This is a genomic window from Nonomuraea sp. ATR24 (assembly GCF_041950485.1).
In the GTDB taxonomy this organism is placed as follows: domain Bacteria; phylum Actinomycetota; class Actinomycetes; order Streptosporangiales; family Streptosporangiaceae; genus Nonomuraea; species Nonomuraea ceibae.
Genome location: NZ_JBGNUU010000013.1, coordinates 129093 through 148278, shown reverse-complemented (window position 1 = coordinate 148278; position 19186 = coordinate 129093). Strand labels below are relative to the sequence as shown.

Below are 19186 nucleotides of genomic sequence, written 5' to 3'. Positions count from 1 at the left end.
ACTATAATAGCTGGTGCTATATCTTTCTGGGCGAATCGGTGAAATCGCCTGCCTTACAGGGGGCCCTTTATCGCTTGACACACCCGAGTAACACTCTGGTCATGTCCACCACGCTGTATGGCCGTGCCGCCGAACAGGAAGCGGTGCGGCGGCTGCTCGACGGGGCACGGGGCGGTGACGGGGGCGCGCTGGCGGTGCTGGGGGCGCCGGGGATCGGCAAGACCGCCGTCCTGGAGCTGGCGGCCTCGCTGGCGAACGAGTTCACGGTGCTGCGGGCGCGCGGGGTGCGGCAGGAAGCCCACCTGCCGCTGTCCGGGCTGGACGCGCTGCTGCGGCCGGTCGCCGATCGGGTGCGGTCCGGGGTGCTCGGGCGGGCCCTGCGCACCGGGGTGGCCGGAGGCGGGGTGGCCCTGCCGGTGGCGGTGCTGGAGTTCCTGCGCGAGCTCGCCGCCGAGCAGCCGGTGCTGGTGTGCGTGGACGACGTGCACCTGCTCGACCGGGCCAGCCGCGAGGCGGTCTGCTTCGCGGCCAGGCGGCTGGCCGGCGAACGGATCGCGCTCCTCCTCTCAGCCCGTACGCCGGGCGACCCGCCGGTGCCGGACGACGTCCCGGTCCTCGCCGTCGGACCGCTGGACGACACCGCGAGCCACGCGCTGGCCAGGGACCTGCTGTCCGGCCGGGCCTCGGAGGGCTTGTGCGCCTGTCTGGTACGGGTCGCCCACGGCAACCCGCTGGGGCTGCGCGAACTTGCCGAGTCGCTGACCGCCGCGCAGCTCGCCGGGCTCGCCCCGCCGCCCGACACCCTGCCGCCCGGCGGACGCCTCCACCGGGCACACGCGGAACGGCTCGCGGGCTTACCGGACGAGGCCCGCGCCCTGCTCCTCCTCCTGGCCGCCGCCCCCGGCCTCCCCACCAGCGACCTCCTCCAGGCCGCAGAGGACCCGCCTTGCGCTCGCCCCACGGCCGCGCCCCTGGGAGCGCGCCAAACCACCGACTGGTCAGCCGTCCGGACGGGCGATCCCGTGGCCATCCCGGCGCCTCCCTCCCGGCGCGCCGACGATCCTCCCGCCGAAGCGGCACCCGTTCGGTCCACGGACCCACTCGCCGTGCTGGCGGTGGCCGAGCGGGCGGGGGTGATCCGGCCGGACGGGGACCGGTACGTGTTCGCCGACGAGACGCTGCGGGCCGTCGCGTACGCCGAAGCCCCGCTGGCCCGCCGCCGCGAGGTGCACCGGCTGCTCGGGAGGCAGCTCACCGGCCTGCCCGGCGCCTGGCACCGCGCCGCCGCACTCGACGGCCCGCCGGACGAACTCGCCGCCGACCTGGCCGCCGCCGCCTCCACCGCCGCCCGCACCACCCCGTACGCCCCCGCCCCACCACCCATCTACGCCCCAAGCCAAAGCCACACACCGGGCACAATCCACGAGCCCACCACGGACAACGCGGCGCAGGGACCGGGCGGGCCGAACGGACCAAGCGGCTCGGGTGGTGGTCACTGTCACCCCACTCCCTCCCTCGCGTACGAGAGGGCCGCGCAGCTCGGCGGCGACGAGGCGAGCAAGGCGGCATGGCTGGCAGCGGCGGCTCGGCACGCGTGGATGTCCGGGGACTTCCCCCGGGCCAGGTCGCTGCTGGCCGGGTTGCACCGCCCGGTGGTCACCGACGAGGCCGAGCTCATGTACGGGCGGCTGGAGCTGCTCAGTGGCCATGCCGACAGCGCCAGCGCCAAGCTGCTGGCCGCCGCCGCCCGGCTCGTGGACCGTGACCGGCTGGTCGCGGTCAAGGCGCTCCTGCATGCCGCCGAAGCCAGCTACATGTCCGGCGATATCCGTACATTTCACGCAATCGCCCACCAAGCCGCACTCCTGCGGCGCAGCGACGACTGCCGGGACACGCAGCTCATGTTCGAGTATCTGGAGGGGATCGCGGCGACGTTCAGCGGCAGGCACCGGGCGGCGGCCGGGCCACTGTGGCGGGTCGTCGCGCTGGCCCCGGCCGTACGCAACCCCACCACCCTCGTCTGGGCCTGCGTGGCGAGCCTGCTGCTCGGCGAGGACGCCACGGCCATCGAGCTGTCGGCCCGCGCGATCGACACCGCACGCCGACGCGGCGCGGTCAGCGTGGTGCCCCAGCTGCTGGAGTCGCTGATCCAGGCGGAGTTCTGGCTGGGCCGCTACTCGTCGGTGGCCACGCACGCCGCCGACGGGCTGCGGCTGGCGCAGGCGTCGGGGCAGCTCAACTCCGCCGCCCGTCACCTCGGCTGGCTGGCCCACGCCGCCGCCGTACAGGGCGACGCACAAGGCTGCCGCGAACGCGCCCACGCCGCGCTGGACCTGGCCGAATCCCATGGTCTCGGCATCGCCACCAGCCTCGGCAACTGGGCGCTGGCCCACCTCGACCTGGCCACCGGACGTCCGGCGGAGGCGGCGGCCAAGCTGCGCGGCCATCGCGGCAACGATCATGTCGTCATCCGGGTCATGGCCAGCCCGCACTTCATCGAGGCGGCAGCCCGTACCGGCGACCGCAGGCGTGCCTCAGCCGCGCTGCGGGTGCTCGACCGCTGGGCGGGCAGCACGCGCAGCCCCGACCGGCGCGCGCTCGTGGCGCGCTGCCGGGCGCTGCTCGCCACCGGCGGCGAGGCCGGCGAGCTGTTCAGGGAGGCGCTGGAGCTGCACGCGTGCCCGTTCGAGACGGCGCGCACGCAGTTGCTGTACGGGGTCGCGCTGCGCAGGGAACGCCGGCCGGGAGCTGCCAGAGAACACCTGCACGGCGCCCTGGAGACGTTCCAGCGCCTCGGCGCGGGCCTGTGGAGCGAGCGAGCCAGGACCGAGCTGCGCGCGTCGGGCGAGACCGTCGTGCCCATCGCGCCGGCCGACGGCCCCGAGCGGCTGCTCACCGCACAGCAGTTGCGCATCGCCCGCCTGGTGGCCGAAGGCGCCACGAACCGCGAGGTCGCCGCGCAACTCTTCCTCAGCCCGCGCACGATCGACCACCACCTCCGCAACGTCTTCGCCAAGCTCGGCGTACGCTCACGCGTCGAACTGTCGCGCCTCCTCTCCTGACACCGGCGATTCACCCGATGCGTCCCCTTCACCCCCGTTTGAAAATGACGACGTCGCACCCCCCGAGAACCTGGAGTTCCCGACATGTCGTCATCCCCAGCGAGGACCATCGCGAAGATCGCCATGGCCGCGACCCTGGCATGCGGAACCATCGCGCTGCCCGCGCATGCCGCCAGCCCGTACGAGCGCGGCCCCGACCCTACCGACGCCATCCTCGAAGCGCTCCGCGGCCCCTTCTCCACCTCCGACCAGTCGGTCTCCTCCCTCAGCGTGAGCGGGTTCGGCGGCGGAGAGGTCTACTACCCGAACGACACCAGCCAGGGCACGTTCGGCGCGATCGCCATCTCCCCCGGCTACACCGCCTCCTGGTCCAGCCTCGACTGGCTCGGCCCGCGCATCGCCTCGCACGGCTTCGTGGTCATCGGCATCGAGACCAACTCCCGCTACGACCAGCCCGCCAGCCGCGGCCGCCAGCTCCTGGCCGCCCTCGACTGGCTGGTCGAGGACAGCCCGCTCGCCATCCGCAGCCGCATCGACGGCTCCCGCCTGGCCGTGGCCGGCCACTCCATGGGCGGCGGCGGCTCCCTCGAAGCCGCCGACGACCGCCCCACACTGCAGGCCGCGGTCCCGCTCGCGCCGTGGAACCTGACCAAGAACTGGTCCGGCGTACGCGTCCCGACGCTGATCATCGGCGGCGAGAGCGACTCCGTTGCCTCGGTCACCACCCACTCCCAGCCGTTCTACGAGAGCATCCCCTCCTCGTCGGAGAAGGCGTATCTGGAGCTCAACAACGCCAGCCACTTCTTCCCGCAGACCACGAACACCACGATGGCCAAGTCGATGGTCGCCTGGCTGAAGAGGTTCGTCGACGACGACACCCGCTACGAACGCTTCCTCTGCCCGCCACCGAGCGGCACGGCCATCGAGGAATACCGCGACACCTGCCCCCACTGACGCACACCCAGTCCCGGCCTCCCGTGAGCAACTCCAGGGGAGGCCGGGACGGCCCATGCAGCCCTTTCCCGCAGCACAACCGGACCTTCCACAGCACAACCGGCACTCCCCACAGCGCAACCGGCACTCCCCAGGCCCACAGCAGCCCCCCAGGCCCACAGCAGGGGCCCGCAGCAGGCCCCCAGGCGCCCCACAGCAGGTCCACAGCACGCCCGCACGGCCCCTTCACAAGGTCCGCACGCGCACGCGCTTCCCTGACCGGGGACGGGACCCGGCGCGCAGCCCGTTCAGCGCCGTCCTGCGAGGGCCGCGATGCCCAGCGGGATGACCGCCCAGCAGCCGAGCACCGTGAAAGCCACCCATCCCGGCATGATGGCCGGCACCTGCCCGATGAGCTGCAGTGCCGGATAGGTCGGCAATAAGTAGTTGCCCCACTCGCCCCCGGGCAGCATGCGGGCCACGAACGGCACCAACAGGATGATCGCCATCAGCGCCGCCATCGCCGCCGCCCCGTTACGCAGGAGGGCGCCCAGCGCCAGCCCCAGCAGGGTGGTCGCCACGATCATGAGGGTGCCGCCGGCGATCACCGGCCACGCCTCCCCCGGCAGTGCCGACGGGTTGAACTCGGCGGCCACCACGCGCCCGTACAGATATCCGGGAACCGCGATGAGCAGCGAGGCGACGACCGCTGCGCCGGCCAGCACCACCGCCTTGGCCAGCAGGACCCGCGACCTTGCGGGCGTGGCGACATGCGTGGCGTCGATCATGCCGGACGCGTGCTCGCCGCTGATCGTCATCACACCGAGCATCCCGAGCGGGAGCTGGGCCAGGATGACGCCCACGTACACGGCCACCACGATGCCCATGGCGGCCTGGTCAGGGGCGTGACCGGGGTCCCAGCGCGAGATGACGGCGCCGGCGCCCAGCGCGGTGAGCACGAGCGCGACGAACACCGCGATCCCCATCGTCCACCAGGTCGAACGCAGGGTCCGCAACTTGATCCATTCAGCGTTGACCGTGTCCACCGCGCACCCCCGAATACCTCATGTCCTGAACTGCCCCATGTCGCTCCCGAGCTCCCTCGTCCCGCTCCGGAGCCTCCTCCCGGCCCTCCGAGACAAGGTCCATGAACACGTCCTCCAACGACGTCCCCGGCCGGACCAGCTCGGCGATCGGCGCGTCGGCGAGCAGCCTGCCGCGCCCGATGACGATCAGATGGTCTGCCGTCAGCGCCATCTCGCTCATCAGGTGGCTCGACACGAGGACGGTGCGCCCTTCGGCGGCCAGCGACCTCAGCAACTGCCGCGTCCAGCGGATGCCCTCGGGGTCGAGCCCGTTGACCGGCTCGTCGAGCAGGAGCGTGCCGGGGTCGCCGAGCAGCGCCGCGGCGATGCCCAGCCGCTGTTTCATGCCGAGGGAGAAGCCGCTGATCCGTTTGCCGGCCGCGTCGCCGAGGCCGACGAGGTCGAGCAGCCCTCCCACGCGCCGCGCGGAGAGCCCGTTGGAGGCCGCCAGCCAGCGCAGGTGCTGCTCGGCGCGCCGCCCGCCCTGCACCGCCGTCGCGTCCAGCAGCGCGCCGACGTGGGTGAGCGGCCGTTCCAAGCTTCGGTACGGTCTGCCGCCGACGGTGGCTTGACCGGCGGTGGGCCGGTCGAGGCCGAGGATCAGCCGCATGGTCGTGGTCTTCCCGGCGCCGTTGGAGCCGAGGAAGCCGGTGATCCTGCCCGACGGCACCTCGAAGGTGAGGTCGTCCACGGCCAGGGTCTGTTTGAAACGCCGGGTGAGCCCGTTCACTTCGATCACGTGCTCCACGATCGGCCGGAACGAGGGTTTTCCACATCGGTCCTGAGACCGATGTTCGGCCCCGACCGCCCCGGTTACCTTCGTTCCGTGCGCGAAGACCTCCGTCCCCCGCTGTTGAGCCGGGTCCCCGAGCGGGCCTGGCTGTGCCTCGACGCAGGCGTCGCCGTGTTCTTCGCGGCCGCCTTCGTGGGGCTCGCCTCGTCACGCGGCAGCGTGGCGCCCGACGCGTTCGACTATGCGGCGGCTCTGGCGACGACCTTGCCGATCGCGGTCCGGCGGCTCTGGCCGCGGGCGGTGTTCCTGGTGGTGCTGGCGGCGGGGCTCGGCATGCGAGAGTTCCTGCTCCCGCACGCCGACCTGCTGTGCCTGCCCCTCGCCCTTTACACGGTGGCGGCACGCCACCGGGCCGCGGTCCCCCTCGTGGCGGCCGTCGCCGTGGGCTGGCAGGGCGTGGCCGAGCTGCCGGTGACCGACACGGTGCTGGAGCAACTAGCCCTGGTGGCGGCGATCCTGGTCGCCTCCTGGGCCGTCGGCACGACCGTGCGTCAGCGCCGGGTCTACACCGAGCGGCTGACCCAGCACGCCGAGCAGCGCGCCCGGGCCCAAGCCGCGGAGGAGCGGCTGCGCATCGCCAGGGAGTTACACGACGTCGTCGGCCACAGCCTCAGCACGATCGCCGTCCAGGCGGGCGTGGCGGGCCACGTGGGCATCGAGGGCGAGATGAGCCGGGCGCTGCATTCGATCGAGGAGACCAGCCGGTCCGCGCTGCGCGAGACCGGAAGGCTGCTCGGCGTGCTGCGCGACGACGACGGGGCGGAGCTCGCCCCCGTTCCCGGCCTGGCCGATCTCGGCGTGCTGGTGAGGCGGGCCGAGGCGACCGGGCTGGAAGTGGACTTGGCGATCGACGGCAAGGTGAACGGAGAAATGGAGCTGACGGTCTACCGGATCGTGCAGGAGGCACTGACCAACGTGGTCAGGCATGCCGACGCCCAGCACGTCGACGTCCGGATCCAGCGGCAGGAGGGCGGGCTGGTCGTGGAGGTCGTCGACGACGGCCGCCACGGGCCGGTGCGGCCTTACGGGCACGGGCTGACGGGGTTGCGCGAGCGGGTGCGCGTCTTCGGCGGCGAGTTCGCGGCGGGCGCCCACGCGCCGGGCGGATTCCGGGTGATGGCGAGGTTGCCTCAGTGACACGAGTGCTGGTGGCCGACGACCAACCGCAGATCAGGGGCAGCTTCCGCCTGCTGGTCGACAGTGCGCCCGGATGTGTGGCGATCGGTGAGGCCGCGACGGGTGCGGAGGCGGTGCGGCTCGCCGAGCGGGACCGTCCCGATCTGGTCCTGATGGACGTACGCATGCCGGTGATGGACGGGATCGAGGCCACCCGCCTCATCTGCGCCGCCCGCCCGGAGACCCGCGTGCTCATCGTGACCACGTTCGACCTGGACGAGTACGTCTACGGGGCGCTGCGAGCCGGAGCCGCGGGCTTCATGCTCAAGCACACCCCGGCGGCCGAGTTGCTCAAGGCCATCGAGGTGATCGCGTCAGGCGAGTCGCTGCTGGCGCCGACCGCCACCCGGCGGTTGATCCAGCAGTTCGTGAGCTCCGCGCCGCCCGCCGTGGAGCGGAGCCGGAGCCTGGTGTCGCGTGCCGCCGAGCGGATCCGGCGTCCGGCGCCGCCTCCGCCGCTGGCCATCACCGAGCGGGAGCGCGAGGTGCTCGTCCTGGTCGCGAAGGGGCTGTCCAACACCGAGATCGCCGGACAGCTCTACCTCAGCCTCAGCACGGTGAAGACGCATGTCAGTCATCTGCTCACCAAGCTGGACGCGCGCAGCCGCATCCACCTGGTCATCGCGGCGTACGAGGCGGGGCTGGTCTGACGGCGAACCAGGCCCGCGACGATCCCGGCACGACAAGCAGCACGGCCATCACCACCCCATAGGCAGCGACGAAGAGACCGAAAAGCCCATATCCCGGTACGTACGGCCCCGACGACGACTCATGCACGGACAGCCCCGCCGGCACCAGCAACCCGCCCACCAGCATCAGGAAGATCCGTGAGCCCCGCCAGCCGCGCCACAGCCCTTGCGCCGCCGAAACACCGGCGAAGGCGGCCATCGCGGCGAGCAGGACGAGCGGCCAGAAACCTTGGAAGATCCCGACCACCGCCGAGACGAGCACGACCAACACGCCCAGCTCGAACATCACCGCCGCGGCGATGACCGGCGCGGGCGGCCTGCCTTGGAGGGTCACGCGCTCGAACGTACCCACTCACGCCCTTACCAGGAGGACCGATTCCTTTTTGCCCCGGCACCCGTCACACGGTCGAGAACGTGACAGAAACGGAGCAACACCCCATGCGCACCACCACGACCACGACCGTGATCTCCCGCGACGGCACCCCGATCGCCTTCGAGCAGCTCGGCGCCGGTCCCGCCGTCATCCTGGTCGCCTCTGCGCTGGCCGACCGCAAGGACGCGGCCAAGCTCGCCCGCCTGCTCGCACCGCGCTTCACCGTGATCAACTACGACCGGCGGGGGCGGGGCGCGAGCGGCGACGGGTCCGCCTACACCGTGGAGCGCGAGATCGAGGACGTGGCCGCACTCATCCACCATGCGGGCGGCTCGGCGTCGCTGTTCGGCAGCTCGTCCGGTGCGGTGCTCGCCCTGCGTGCCGCCGCCGCGGGCCTCAACGTCGACCGCCTGGCCCTGTACGAGCCGCCGTTCGCGGTGACGGGCGACGGGTTCGCGCCACCGGCCGGGTTCGCCCAGGAGATCGACGCCCTGCTGGCCGCCGACCGGCCCGGGGGTGCCGTCAAGCACTTCATGACGCGGGCGCAGGGGATGCCGTCGTTCATGGTCGCCATGATGCGGCTGATGCCGGGCGTGTGGTCCACGCTCAAGAGGCTCGCGCCCACGCTGCCGTACGACATCGCGGTGATGGGCGACACTCAGCAGGGGCGGCCTCTGGATGCGGCCGCATGGGCGGGAGCCGTCGCGCCCACGCTGGTGCTGACCGGGAGCAAGAGCCCCGCCGGGTTCCACGACGCGGCCCGGGCACTGGTGGAGGTGCTGCCGCACGCCGAGCACCGCACACTCGCCGGCCTCAACCACGGAGCCGTCATGATGGCCCCGCACAAGCTCGCCCCCGTCCTGTCGGACTTCCTCACGTGAAACCCCACGGACCGGCGCAGACACCCACCGCCTCCCGCCGCCCAACGCATGAGGGAGGCGCGGGCCACCCCAGCGGCGTCCGGGCTGGCGGGTTGCCCAGTGCCCAAGACGATCGGGCGAGCGGGGCGCCCCGTCCTACCCACAGGACACACCGCACCCCCCGGCCACCCCGCCACCATGGCAGCCCGCCAGCCCGCCAGCCGAACGACCGCACCCAGACGGTGGGGCTCACCGCGTCCGCCCTGACCGCGTCCGCGCCTCCACCCGACCTGCCTCCGCCCGACCCGCCCCCGACCGACCTGCCCTCGGCCAACCTGCCCCCCGCCCGACTTGACCGCGCCTGACCGCGCCCGACCTGACCGCGCCCGACCTGAGGTGAGCTGGCAGCGGATGGCGGCCCGGCGGAGCGGGTGAACGGCGGAGGGACGGCGCGCGCCCTGACGGTGGGAGGTCTAACGGTGGGGGCGATCTGACGGACGGCGGACGGACGGCGGACGGACGGCCGTCGGGCGGACAGCCGCCCGAGCGGAGGCCGGGTGGACGGACGGCGAGCGGACGGACGGACGGGGCACGAGCGGACGCCGAGCGGACGGACGGCACGGGCGGACAGGGCACGGGCGGACAGGGCACGGGCGGACAGGGCACGGGCGGACAGGGCACGGTGGCCAAGCGGTGGCCCGCCAGAGGGTGCGCCCACGGACGGCGCTCAAGCGGGTGGTGCGCGACCGGTCCGTGCCCCCACGGTGCCGGTCTGACGGGCCTGCGGCCAGACGATGCGGGGTCTGGCGGTGCGCGACCGGATCATGCGTGCCCGACGGTGCTGGCCTGGCGACGTGCGGACTGACTGCCTGCGGCCGGAAGATGCGCGGCCCGGTGGTGCGCGGCACGGCGACGCACGGACCGACCGCGCGCGACCCGGCAGCGCGCGACCCGGTGGGGCACCGACCGGTGGGGCGCGGTTGGGGGCGGGGCATTCGATGAGGCTTAGAGCAGGTCGCTCAGGACGGTGTCGACAGGGGTGGCGGTGATGCCGAGGATCTTCTCCGTTTCGGTGTGGTCGATGACGAAGGGGGCGCCGGGCTTTGCGAGGACTTCGTGCAGTTCGGCCCAGAAGGGGTCGGTGAGCGCCAGCAGGGTGAGGTCCCGCTCGGTCAGCTGCTCCAGGCGGGGGGTCGGGGCGCCGGCGAGATGGGCGAGGCGGCCGGCGAGGTCGCGGACGGACAGGGTCGCGGTGGGGACGTGCCAGGCGCGGCCGTATGCGTGTTCGTCGCGTCCGGCGGCGATGAGCGTGCGGGCGGTGTCGGTGATGGCGGAGTAGCTGTGCGGGACGTCGAGTTCCTGGGGGACGAGGGCGAGTCTGCCTTCGAGGACGGGCCGCTGCACCATGAGGCTGAACACGGAGTAGGCGCCGGCGCCGTAGAACTGGGCGGCGCGCACCTCGGTCACCTTGGCGCCCGAGGCGACGGCTTCCTCCCAGATGCGCGCCCTGGTGCGCCCCTTGGGCCCGGTCGCCGTCAGGGGGAAGTCGGGCCGGATGGGGCCGTCCACCGGGCCGTAGCCGTAGAGGTTGCCGAGCATCACGTACGGGACGCCGGCGCGGCGGACGGCGGTGAGCAGGGAGGCGGCGAGGACGGGGAACTGGGCGGGCCAGGCGTGGTAGGGCGGTGCGGCGGTGGTGAAGAGGGTGCGGGCGCCGGTGGCCAGTTCGGTGAGCCGGTCGGTGTCGGTGGCGTCGGCGGCGATGCGCTCGACGAGGGGATGTTCGGGGCCGCCTCCGGCGCGGCTGATCATGCGTACGCGTTCGCCGTCCTCGGCGAGCAGTTGCGCGGTCTTCGAGGCGGCGGCGCCGCGGCCCACGATCACGTGAAAGGTCATGGCGACCACGCTGCCGGGTGGCGGCGGCGTAGCCTAGTGGCCGGAATGCCAACTATCCGGAGGATCTGGCCATGACGGAAATTCAGGACAGGCACCGGATTGCCGTCGTGGTCGTGACCCCGGTGCTGAGTTTCGATGTGTCGATCCCGTTGATGGTGTTCAACAGCGTTCCGAACTATGACGTGCGGATCTGTACGGCGCGGCCGGGGGCGGTGCCGACCGTCGGGGGGCCGGACATCGTGGTGACGGACGGTCTGGAGGCGGTGGCGGGCGTCGACACGGTGATCACTGTGGGCAGCGGCGGTGAGCCGGCTCCGCCGGAGGTGCTTGCGGCGCTGCGGAAGGCGGAGCGGGCGGGCGCGCGCATCGCGTCCCTGTGTACGGGCGCGTTCGTGCTGGCCCAGGCGGGGCTGCTGGACGGGCGGCGGGCCACCACGCACTGGGGGCTGGCCGGGGATCTGGCGGCCCGGTTCCCGTCGGTGGAGGTGCAGCCCGATCTGCTGTTCGTCGAGGACGGCGGCATCTTCACGTCGGCGGGCGCGGCGGCCGCCATCGATCTGTGCCTGCACCTGGTGAGGCTGGACTTCGGGGCGGCGGTGGCGAACGTGGCGGCGCGGGCGGCGGTGGTGTCGCCGGTGCGGCCGGGCGGTCAGGCGCAGTTCATCGAGACGCCGTTGCCTCCCGAGCGGGGCACGTCGCTGGCGCCGACGCGGGCGTGGGCGCTGGCGCGGCTGGACCGGCCGTTGACGCTGGCCGACCTGGCGGCGCACGCGAGCACCAGCGTCCGTACGCTGACCAGGCGTTTTCACGCGGAGACCGGGTTGAGCCCGCTCCAGTGGCTGTTGCACCGCCGGGTCGACCGGGCCAGGGAGTTGCTGGAGACGACGGAGCTGCCGATGGACCAGGTGGCGGAGAAGAGCGGGCTGGGCAGCGCCGACTCCCTCCGCAAGCACCTGGTCGACCGGGTGGGGCTCACGCCGACGGCCTACCGCGCGAGCTTCACGCACGCACGATAGGCCGGGAAGCGGCGGCTACTTGGCGTTCGCCTTCAGGTAGTCCGTGTTCATCTGGGCGATCGTGTCGAGCGGGATGCCCTTGGGGCAGACCGCGGTGCACTCGCCGGTGTTGGTGCAGCCGCCGAAGCCTTCGGCGTCCATCTGGTCCACCATGGCCTTGGCGCGGGACAGGCGCTCGGGCTGGCCCTGCGGCAGCAGGCTCAGGTGGGTGATCTTCGCCGCGGTGAACAGCGACGCCGACCCGTTGGGGCAGGCGGCGACGCAGGCGCCGCAGCCGATGCAGGTGGCGGCGTCGAAGGCGGCGTCGGCGTCCTCCTTGCGCACCGGGACGCTGTGCGCGTCGGGGGCGGAGCCGGCCGGGACGGAGACGAAGCCGCCCGCCTGGATGATGCGGTCGAAGGCGCTGCGGTCGACGACGAGGTCCTTCACCACCGGGAAGGGCGCGGCGCGCCACGGCTCGATGGTGATGGTGGCGTTGTCCTCGAAGTGGCGCATGTGCAGCTGGCAGGTCGTGGTGGCGCGCTGCTCGCCGTGGGCGACGCCGTTGATCACCATGCCGCACATGCCGCAGATGCCCTCGCGGCAGTCGTGGTCGAAGGCGATCGGGTCGTCGCCTTCGAGGATGAGGCGCTCGTTGAGGACGTCCAGCATCTCCAGGAACGACATGTCCGGCGAGACTTCCTCAACCCGATATGTCACCATCCGGCCGGCGTCGGAAGGGCCGCTCTGCCGCCAGACGCGAAGGGTCAGGTTCACTTGTAACTCCGCTGGGTCATCTTGACGTACTCGTACACGAGCGGTTCCTTGTGCAGCACCGGCTCGCCGTCGGGCGAGTGCTCCCAGGCCGACACGTGCGCGAAGGCCTCGTCGTCACGCAGGGCCTCGCCGTCGGCGTCCTGCGACTCGGCGCGGAAGTGGCCGCCGCACGACTCGGTGCGCACCAGCGCGTCCAGGCACATGAGCTCGGCCAGGTCGAAGAAGTCGGCCACCCGGCCGGCCTTCTCCAGCACCTGGTTGAGCTCCTCGGCGGTGCCGGAGACCTTGACGTTCTCCCAGAACTCCTTGCGCAGCTCGGGGATGCGCTCCAGGGCCTTGCGCAGCGACTCCTCGGTGCGCTCCATGCCGCAGTAGTCCCACATGAGCCTGCCGAGCTCGCGGTGGAAGGAGTCGGGGGTGCGGGTGCCGTTGACGGCGAGCAGGCGCTCGATCCTGTCGCGGACCTTCAGCTCGGCCTCGGCGACCGCCGCCTCGTCGACCTCGCCGAACGGGCCGTCCGCCAGGTAGTCGCCGAGCGTGGTCGGCAGCACGAAGTAGCCGTCGGCCAGGCCCTGCATCAGCGCGGACGCGCCGAGGCGGTTGGCGCCGTGGTCGGAGAAGTTCGCCTCGCCGATCACGAACAGGCCGGGAATCGTCGACTGCAGGTCGTAGTCGACCCAGAGCCCGCCCATCGTGTAGTGGACGGCCGGATAGATGCGCATCGGCACGTCGTACGGGTTCTCGCCGGTGATGCGCTCGTACATCTCGAAGAGGTTGCCGTACTTCTTCTCGACGGCGTCGCGGCCGAGCCGGTTGATCGCGTCGCGGAAGTCGAGGTAGACGCCGAGGCCGCCGGGGCCGACGCCGCGGCCCTCGTCGCAGACGTTCTTGGCGGCGCGGGAGGCGATGTCACGCGGGACGAGGTTGCCGAAAGCGGGGTAGATCCGCTCCAGGTAGTAGTCGCGCTCGTCCTCGGGGATGTCGCCGGGGGCGCGCTTGTCGTCCTTGCGCAGCGGCACCCAGACGCGGCCGTCGTTGCGCAGCGACTCCGACATGAGCGTCAGCTTGGACTGGTACTCGCCGGAGACCGGGATGCAGGTCGGGTGGATCTGCGTGTAGCAGGGGTTGGCGAAGTACGCGCCGCGCTCGTGGGCCCGCCAGATGGCGGTGGTGTTGCAGCCCTTGGCGTTCGTGGACAGGAAGAACACGTTGCCGTAGCCGCCGGTGGCGAGCACGACGGCGTCGGCGGTGTGGCGCTCGATCTCGCCGGTGACCATGTCGCGCACGATGATGCCGCGCGCCCGGCCGTCGGCGACGATCAGGTCGAGCATCTCGTGCCGGGTGAACATCTCGACGGTGCCGGCGGCGATCTGCCGCTCCAGCGCCTGGTAGGCGCCGAGCAGGAGCTGCTGGCCCGTCTGGCCGCGCGCGTAGAACGTACGCGACACCTGCGCGCCGCCGAACGAGCGGGTGTCGAGCAGGCCGCCGTACTCGCGGGCGAACGGCACGCCCTGGGCCACGGCCTGGTCGATGATGTTCACCGAGACCTGGGCCAGGCGGTAGACGTTCGACTCGCGGGCGCGGAAGTCGCCGCCCTTGACGGTGTCGTAGAACAGCCGGTAGATCGAGTCGCCGTCGCCCCGGTAGTTCTTGGCGGCGTTGATGCCGCCCTGCGCCGCGATGGAGTGGGCGCGCCGGGGCGTGTCCTGGTAGCAGAACGACTTGACGTTGTAGCCGAGCTCGCCGAGCGTGGCGGCGGCGGACCCGCCCGCCAGGCCGGTGCCGACCACGATGACGTTGAGCTTGCGCTTGTTGGCCGGGTTGACCAGCCTGGCGCTGAACTTACGCTTCTCCCAGCGCTCCTCGATGGGCCCCTCGGGCGCCTTGGTGTCCCGGATCTCCGGGCCCTCGGTGTACTTCATTGCACGACTCCGAACATGATGGCGAGCGGCGGGGCGAGGAAGCCGACGACCAGGACGGCCGACAGCAGGCCGGCGCTCAGGCGCAGCGCCTTGTTGCGGTCACGGTTGGCCCAGCCGAGCGTCTGGAAGGCGCTCCACACGCCGTGGCGCAGGTGCAGGCCGACCATGACGACGGCCACGAGGTAGATGAGCGTGACCCACCAGCGGGACGGGTCGAATCCGGCGATCATGCGGTCGGCCGGGGTGGAGTCGAAGCCCTTGGGGTTGACGACGCCGAAGGTGAGGTCGAGCAGGTGCCAGACGACGAACAGCGCGATCGTCAGGCCGCCGAACCGCATGATGTGCGTGGCGTAGCCGGTGGCCTGCGACTTCTTGGCGACGTACTTGACCGGGCGGGCCGAGCGGGCCCGGCGCGACAGCGAGATCGCGGCCCACATGTGCAGCACGACCGACAGGACGAGCGCGATCTCCACGATCGTCAGCAGCGTCCGGTAGGGCAGCAGCGGCTCCAGCAGCGTGCGCAGGGCGTGCGCGTACTCGTTGAAGGAGTCCTTGCTGATGAAGATCTTGAGGTTGCCCAGCATGTGGCCGATCAGGAAGAGCACCATCACGGCGCCGGTGACGGCCATGACGGCTTTCTTGCCGTTGGACGAGCTGAGGAACCCGCGGGGCCGCTTGCGCGTTGGCTTCTTCACGGGTGCTGGGGAGGTAACGGGCGCGGTGGCGGCGCCGCGCTCTATCGTGGCTGTCACATCTTCTGAAGCTAGGTAACCAGCGATGATCCGTCCAAGTCATCGCGGGCCTGGTTTCCATAGCCAAAGGCTATGATGTCTGGTTTGTATGGCCGGCATAAAAGCCAGCGAGTCCGCCGGTGCGAGGAAAATCACATGCAGTTGCAGCAGTTGGCGTACTTCGTAGCGGTGGCCGAGACCAGGCACTTCACCCATGCGGCCGAGCGGATGCGGGTCGCCCAGCCGTCGCTCAGCAAGCAGATCAAGGCACTGGAGACCGAGCTCGGGGCCCCGCTGTTCTCCCGTGCGCGCGGCAACGTCACGCTGACCGCCGCTGGCGAGGCGCTGCTGCCGCTGGCGCGCCGGATGCTGGAGGACGCCGAGACGGCCCGGCGGGAGGTCGCCGAGCTGGCGGGGCTGCGCAGCGGCCGGGTGCGGCTGGGGGCGACGCCGTCGCTGTGCGCGGGGCTGATGGCCGACGTGCTGGCCCGCTTCAACCACGCCTACCCGGGCATCGAGCTGCTGGTGGAGGAGGGCGGCTCGCGCGACCTGGTGCGGGCGCTGGCGCGGGGGCAGCTCGACCTGTCGCTGATCATCATGCCGTTGCAGCATGACGACCCGGCGCTGCTGACCGAGGAGATCCTGCGCGAGAACCTGGTGGTCGTGGCGCCCTCCCATGAGCGGTTGCGCAAACCGTACATGCGGATCGAGGACCTGCGCGGCCGGCCGATGGTGATGTTCCGGCGCGGCTACGACCTGCGGGAGGCGACGCTGACGGCGTGCCGGCAGGCGGGGTTCGAGCCGAGGTTCGCGGTGCAGGGCGGCGAGATGGACGCGGTGCTGCGGTTCGTGGAGGCCGGGCTGGGCGTGGCGGTGGTGCCGTCGATGGTGCTCGACGGCCGGCCGGGGCTCGCCGGGACGCCGCTGGCCCCGCCGGGGCTGAGCCGGACGATAGCGCTGGCGCACCGGCGCGACGTGGAGCCGACGCGGGCGGCCCAGGCGTTCCGGACGACATTGCTCACATTCGTCGTCGAAGCTGGTCAGGAGGGTACGCTTCCCCAAGGGGTCGAGCTCATCGCAGAATGAGCGGACGGCCTATCTCCAGCGAAGAGGCGTTTGTGACGGCATCCCTATCCGAAACGCTGACGCTCCTGCTCATCGAGGACGACGACGGAGACGCGTTCCTCGTGGAGGAGCTGCTGAAGCAGGCCGCGGCGCCGCCCCGGATCACCTGGGCCCGCAACCTGGCGGAGACCAGGGCCAAGCTCACCCCCCACATCCAGTGCGTGCTGGTCGACCTGTCGCTGCCCGACGCCACCGGCCTGGAGGCGCTGGAGCACGTGCTGGCGATGGCCCCGCACGCGGCCGTCCTGGTGCTGACCGGGCTGCGCGACGCGCACGTCGGCGTGGCGGCGGTCCAGGCGGGCGCCCAGGACTACCTGGTCAAGCAGGACATCGACGCCCGCCTGCTGGCCAGGGCCGTCCGCTACGCGATGGAACGCAAGCGCGCCGACCTGGCCCACATCGCGCTGACGAAGGCCGAGCTGACCGCCGAGGAGAACGCCCGGCTGGAGAACGGCCTGCTGCCCACCCCGCTGCTGCGCACCCACGACCTGGAGCACGTCACCCGCTACCTGCCGGGCTCGCAGGGCCAGCGGCTGGCCGGCGACTTCCTCGACACCGTGCAGACCCCCGACGGCGCGGTCCACGTCGTCATCGGCGACGTGTGCGGGCACGGCCCCGACGAGGCGGCGCTCGGCGTCTCGCTGCGCATCGCCTGGCGCACGCTCGTGCTCGCCGGGATGGACGGCGACCCGCTGCTGCGGACCATGGACACGCTGCTGCGCGCCGAGCGCAAGGCGCCGGAGATCTTCACCACCCTCTGCACGGCCAGGATCAGCCCGGACCTGAGCCACGCCGCGATGCGGGTCGCCGGGCACCCGCCGCCCGTGCTCCTGCGCGACGGCGTCGTCGAGATCGTCGAGGGCACCCCGTCCGGCCCGCCGCTGGGCATCTTCCCCGACCGCGAGTGGGCGGTCATCGACGTGCCGCTCGGCGAGCGGTGGTCGATGATGCTCTACACCGACGGGCTCATCGAGGCCGCCGCCGGGCACGGCGGCGAGCTCGGCGTCGACGGCCTGGTCAGCCTGGTCAAGCAGCACGGCGTCATCGACCTCGACCGGCTCATCCGACACGTGGGCACCCTCAGCGACGACCTCGCCGCGGTGCTCGTCCGCAGGAGCGCCTCATGAGCATCAACCCGCTGCCTCCGGCCAAGCCCGCCACCGGAGTCGGCCGGATCCCGCTCACCCGCTGGTTCCTCATCACCGGCGCGCTCACCGGCGTCGCGTTCCTGACCTCGGCCACGCTGATCATGATGATGATCTCCGAGCTGAGCGTGCTGGAGCCCCGGCCCGAGATCGCCGCCCAGGTGAACCGGCTGACCGTGCTGCTCGTGGTGCTCTGCTCGGTGCTGCTGGCCTCGGTCCTGGCGCTGGTGCTCATCGTCCGCTTCACCGTGCTCAAGCCCATCGCGCGGCTCACCGACCAGGTGCGCGCCGTCGCGGGCGGCGACTTCGACCACCGCCTCGGCGTGGCCAGGCCCGCCGAGCTGGCCGAGCTGTCCAGCCACGTCGACTCGATGCGCCGGCGCATCCTGTCGAACTGGCGCATCGCCCAGGACCAGGCCGACGAGCTGCGCCGCTCCAACGGGGAGCTGGAGCAGTTCGCGTACGTGGCCAGCCACGACCTTCAGGAGCCGCTGCGCAAGGTCGCCAGCTTCACCCAGATGCTCGAACAGCGCTACGGCGACCAGCTCGACGAGCGGGCCAAGCAGTACATCCACTACGCCGTCGACGGCGCCAAGCGCATGCAGCTCCTCATCAACGACCTGCTCGACTTCTCCCGCGTCGGCCGGGTGACCAGCGGCCGGTCCGTGGTGGAGACGCGGCCCGCGCTGGACGCGGCGCTGGTCAACCTCTCGGGCATGATCGAGGACGTCGAGGCCACCGTCACCGCCGACGAGCTGCCCGCGGTCGTCGGCAACCGCGTCCAGCTCACGCAGCTCTTCCAGAACCTCATCGAGAACGGCGTCAAGTTCCGCGGCGAGCAACCGCCCCGCGTGCACATCGGCGTCACCCGCAAGGGCGGCATGTGGGAGTTCAGCTGCTCCGACAACGGCATCGGCGTCGAGCCCAAGTACGCCGACCGGATCTTCCTCATCTTCCAGCGCCTCCACCCGCGGGACGTGTATCCAGGTACGGGCATCGGGCTCGCGCTCTGCCGCAAGATTGTCGAGTTTCACGGCGGGCAGCTGTGGCTCGACGGCGACGCGGAGGGGCCGGGCACGACGTTCCGATGGACGCTACCGGCCGCGGGAGACGACGATGAATGACTGGCGCCCGATCGAGGTGCTCCTGGTCGAGGACGACCAGGGTGACATCCTGCTGACGCGGGAGGCGTTCGAGCTCAACAAGGTGAGCAACCGCCTGCACGTGGTGAACGACGGCGAGCAGGCGATGGACTTCCTGCGCCAGAAGGGCGAGCACACCGGCGTGCCCCGGCCCGACCTGATCCTGCTCGACCTCAACCTGCCCAGGAAGAGCGGGCTGGAGGTGCTGGAGGAGGTCAAGCTCGACGAGGATCTGCGGACCATCCCGGTGGTGGTCCTGACGACCTCGGAGGCCGAGGAGGACATCCTGCTCAGCTACAAGATGCACGCGAATGCGTATGTCGCAAAACCGGTCGATTTTCAGCAGTTCATAAGAGTTGTCCGTCAAATCGATAACTTTTTTGTGACTGTGGTGAAGTTGCCCAACCAGGGGTTGCGCGCCTGACGGCGGACGTGACAGGAATCACAGGTCGTCCTGGAAAAAGTGAGTGATGCTTCTCACA

General features: G+C 71.5%; 17 protein-coding genes. 10 read left to right on the top strand and 7 right to left on the bottom strand.

What is annotated here, in order from left to right; genetic code table 11:
• Positions 1-101: 101 nt before the first annotated feature.
• Both ACBI99_RS28900 and ACBI99_RS28895 read left to right on the top strand, forming a co-directional pair.
• Positions 102-3062, top strand: coding sequence for a LuxR C-terminal-related transcriptional regulator (locus tag ACBI99_RS28900; protein ID WP_375073949.1), 2961 nt, complete (start codon positions 102-104; stop codon positions 3060-3062).
• Positions 3063-3146: 84 nt separating this feature from the next.
• Positions 3147-4016, top strand: coding sequence for an alpha/beta hydrolase family protein (locus ACBI99_RS28895; RefSeq protein ID WP_375073948.1), 870 nt, complete (start codon positions 3147-3149; stop codon positions 4014-4016).
• Positions 4017-4303: 287 nt separating this feature from the next.
• On the opposite strand, the gene ACBI99_RS28890 is transcribed toward ACBI99_RS28895, so the two are convergent.
• Both ACBI99_RS28890 and ACBI99_RS28885 read right to left on the bottom strand, forming a co-directional pair.
• Positions 4304-5011 carry a hypothetical protein gene (locus tag ACBI99_RS28890; RefSeq protein WP_219511508.1) on the bottom strand — a complete coding sequence of 236 codons (708 nt, stop codon included), beginning with the start codon at positions 5009-5011 and terminating at the stop codon, positions 4304-4306.
• 10 nt (positions 5012-5021) lie between these two features.
• Complete coding sequence (locus ACBI99_RS28885; RefSeq protein ID WP_375073947.1) at positions 5022-5819, bottom strand: ABC transporter ATP-binding protein; 798 nt, start codon at positions 5817-5819, stop codon at positions 5022-5024.
• Between the two features lie 87 nt (positions 5820-5906).
• Here ACBI99_RS28885 and ACBI99_RS28880 point away from each other — a divergent pair, with 87 nt between their 5' ends.
• Both ACBI99_RS28880 and ACBI99_RS28875 read left to right on the top strand, forming a co-directional pair.
• Positions 5907-7010: a histidine kinase gene (locus ACBI99_RS28880; protein WP_219511503.1), complete on the top strand. Its 1104-nt coding sequence runs from the start codon at positions 5907-5909 to the stop codon at positions 7008-7010.
• Positions 7007-7699 carry a response regulator gene (locus tag ACBI99_RS28875; protein WP_375073946.1) on the top strand — a complete coding sequence of 231 codons (693 nt, stop codon included), beginning with the start codon at positions 7007-7009 and terminating at the stop codon, positions 7697-7699. Before ACBI99_RS28880 ends, ACBI99_RS28875 begins: the two co-directional genes overlap by 4 nt.
• On the opposite strand, the gene ACBI99_RS28870 is transcribed toward ACBI99_RS28875, so the two are convergent.
• Positions 7668-8072: a hypothetical protein gene (locus tag ACBI99_RS28870; RefSeq protein WP_219511499.1), complete on the bottom strand. Its 405-nt coding sequence runs from the start codon at positions 8070-8072 to the stop codon at positions 7668-7670. The two genes, ACBI99_RS28875 and ACBI99_RS28870, sit on opposite strands and share 32 nt — an antisense overlap.
• Positions 8073-8176: 104 nt before the next feature.
• On the opposite strand from ACBI99_RS28870, the gene ACBI99_RS28865 reads away from it, so the two are divergent.
• Positions 8177-8992 (top strand): alpha/beta fold hydrolase, encoded by an 816-nt coding sequence (locus tag ACBI99_RS28865; RefSeq protein ID WP_375073945.1) that lies wholly within the window; start codon positions 8177-8179, stop codon positions 8990-8992.
• Between the two features lie 984 nt (positions 8993-9976).
• On the opposite strand, the gene ACBI99_RS28860 is transcribed toward ACBI99_RS28865, so the two are convergent.
• Positions 9977-10867, bottom strand: a complete 891-nt coding sequence (locus ACBI99_RS28860; protein ID WP_375073944.1) for an NAD-dependent epimerase — start codon at positions 10865-10867, stop codon at positions 9977-9979.
• A gap of 71 nt (positions 10868-10938) precedes the next feature.
• Here ACBI99_RS28860 and ACBI99_RS28855 point away from each other — a divergent pair, with 71 nt between their 5' ends.
• A complete protein-coding gene (locus ACBI99_RS28855; protein WP_219511493.1) occupies positions 10939-11883 on the top strand; it encodes a GlxA family transcriptional regulator in 945 nt (314 codons plus the stop codon).
• Positions 11884-11898: 15 nt separating this feature from the next.
• On the opposite strand, the gene ACBI99_RS28850 is transcribed toward ACBI99_RS28855, so the two are convergent.
• From ACBI99_RS28850 to ACBI99_RS28840, 3 genes are read right to left on the bottom strand one after another with little or no spacing between them, the layout of a single operon-like run.
• Positions 11899-12639, bottom strand: a complete 741-nt coding sequence (locus ACBI99_RS28850) for a succinate dehydrogenase/fumarate reductase iron-sulfur subunit (protein ID WP_219511491.1) — start codon at positions 12637-12639, stop codon at positions 11899-11901.
• Positions 12636-14561, bottom strand: coding sequence for a fumarate reductase/succinate dehydrogenase flavoprotein subunit (locus ACBI99_RS28845; protein WP_219511490.1), 1926 nt, complete (start codon positions 14559-14561; stop codon positions 12636-12638). The genes ACBI99_RS28850 and ACBI99_RS28845 overlap by 4 nt, the downstream gene beginning before the upstream one ends.
• Positions 14558-15256 (bottom strand): succinate dehydrogenase cytochrome b subunit, encoded by a 699-nt coding sequence (locus ACBI99_RS28840; protein WP_308126070.1) that lies wholly within the window; start codon positions 15254-15256, stop codon positions 14558-14560. Before ACBI99_RS28840 ends, ACBI99_RS28845 begins: the two co-directional genes overlap by 4 nt.
• A gap of 192 nt (positions 15257-15448) precedes the next feature.
• On the opposite strand from ACBI99_RS28840, the gene ACBI99_RS28835 reads away from it, so the two are divergent.
• Genes ACBI99_RS28835 through ACBI99_RS28820 form a run of 4 tightly spaced genes read left to right on the top strand, consistent with a single transcriptional unit; the run spans position 15449 to position 19128 of the window.
• The gene (locus ACBI99_RS28835) at positions 15449-16378 is read left to right on the top strand and encodes a LysR family transcriptional regulator (RefSeq protein ID WP_219511486.1); all 930 of its coding nucleotides are present in this window, start codon (positions 15449-15451) and stop codon (positions 16376-16378) included.
• Positions 16379-16410: 32 nt separating this feature from the next.
• Entirely contained in the window at positions 16411-17544 is a 1134-nt protein-coding gene (locus ACBI99_RS28830) for a fused response regulator/phosphatase (RefSeq protein ID WP_308126069.1), read from the top strand.
• Entirely contained in the window at positions 17541-18686 is a 1146-nt protein-coding gene (locus ACBI99_RS28825) for an ATP-binding protein (RefSeq protein ID WP_219511482.1), read from the top strand. The genes ACBI99_RS28830 and ACBI99_RS28825 overlap by 4 nt, the downstream gene beginning before the upstream one ends.
• On the top strand, positions 18679-19128 hold the full coding sequence (locus ACBI99_RS28820) for a response regulator (protein WP_357589910.1): 450 nt from the start codon (positions 18679-18681) through the stop codon (positions 19126-19128). Before ACBI99_RS28825 ends, ACBI99_RS28820 begins: the two co-directional genes overlap by 8 nt.
• The last annotated feature ends 58 nt before the right edge of the window (positions 19129-19186 follow it).